This is a genomic window from Paenibacillus sp. sgz302191, from assembly GCF_057749925.1.
The window spans coordinates 1-1,310 of sequence record NZ_JBYLHY010000085.1; the positions used below are offsets into that span (position 1 = coordinate 1).

Below are 1,310 nucleotides of genomic sequence, written 5' to 3' on the forward strand. Positions count from 1 at the left end.
TCTTGTTTAAGAAGGGTAGAGATGACCGAGCGAATGCGGGCAAACTGCCTAGCCCCTGCGGGCGTACGGAATGCACCGGAAATTTTGGTTTTCACCTTGACCATGCGAATATCCCGCTCGGCTTGGTTGTTGTCAAACGGCACGCGGGCATCTCGAAGAAAGGCAAGAACAGCGGATTTCTTTGTTTCGAATCGTTCCGCTAAATTTCCAGCCTTCCCTTTGGCTTGTCTGCCACGTGTGCCCTCTTTCCTGGCAACCAGGTCCTTGCTCCATTCTTCTCTGCCGCGAGCGAGAATGTCGTCATAATGCTGCTCAATTTCGGTGATGACGGGCTCCGTGAGGGGCGTGTCGGATTCACGGGCTGTACGCGTCATCTTCCAGCTTTCTTGCAGCAACGTCTTCATGTCTGTTGCCCACTGGTGCTTGTCGTTCTCTATGATTCCCTGACATTCGCGAAGAAGATGGGCGTTGCACAGGGCGTGAAGGAAGAAAACCAGCGCTTGATTGAAGTACGGTCCATAACAGTCATGGACAACCGTCCCCTTGTAGATGGGCAGGATGCCTCCCTCGGCCATTCCTTTGGTCCCCCGACTACTGTGAACGGTTAGCTGTGTGTACTCACCATTACTCGCGACATGCATCCAGACCCCGCTGCCGCCCACGCGAAAACCGGTCTCATCCGCGTGGATGACCGGGCTTTCGAGCAGGTGCTGGCGGATCTGCTCTTCCACAGGTGCCAAGGCGGTATACATCTGCTGCAGTTGCGATAGCAGCGTGGCTTCACTGGGGCCATGACCGGTTAAGTCTTCGAAGAGCTGGGCAATCCGTGCCAAGGGCAACAACTGGTAGACGCTTAGATAGCTGGTCCAGGCCGGCAGCGTTTCACCATACTGAACGGGAGCTTGGATACGTTCGGGAAAAACGGCGGTACTTGTGCTCATGCAAGACGGGCAGCATTTCGTTTCGGCCCGGTGTTCGGTGACAATCCACTTCACTGGAGGCAGGTCGAAGACTTGTCGCGCTTCAAACCCATGAGCCGGGACATCTGCCAAAGACGCCTGGCAGGAAGTGCACGTCAGATGCGGATAAACCCGAATCTCATCGGGTTGTGCCACGGGATGCAGTGTCTGCCCGCGATGGCCTTTAGGCGCTCCCTTTTTGCCACCGGATTGGCGGAGGTTGTTGACTTTCCGAAACCCGTCGCTGGAAGGCGGCTTGCTGCTGTTATTGCTATTTTGACCGAGCTGACGTTCGAGATCCTGAACACGATGTTCCAGTTCTTCAATACGCTTCGCTTGACGTTCAATGAT

At 55.2% G+C, this 1,310-nt stretch carries 1 protein-coding gene; it reads right to left on the reverse strand.

Annotated elements, in window-relative coordinates; all coding sequences use genetic code 11:
* On the reverse strand, window positions 1–1,310 hold a 1,310-nt coding region (tnpC, locus tag AC3G2T_RS38660), incomplete at both ends, for an IS66 family transposase (protein ID WP_488438811.1).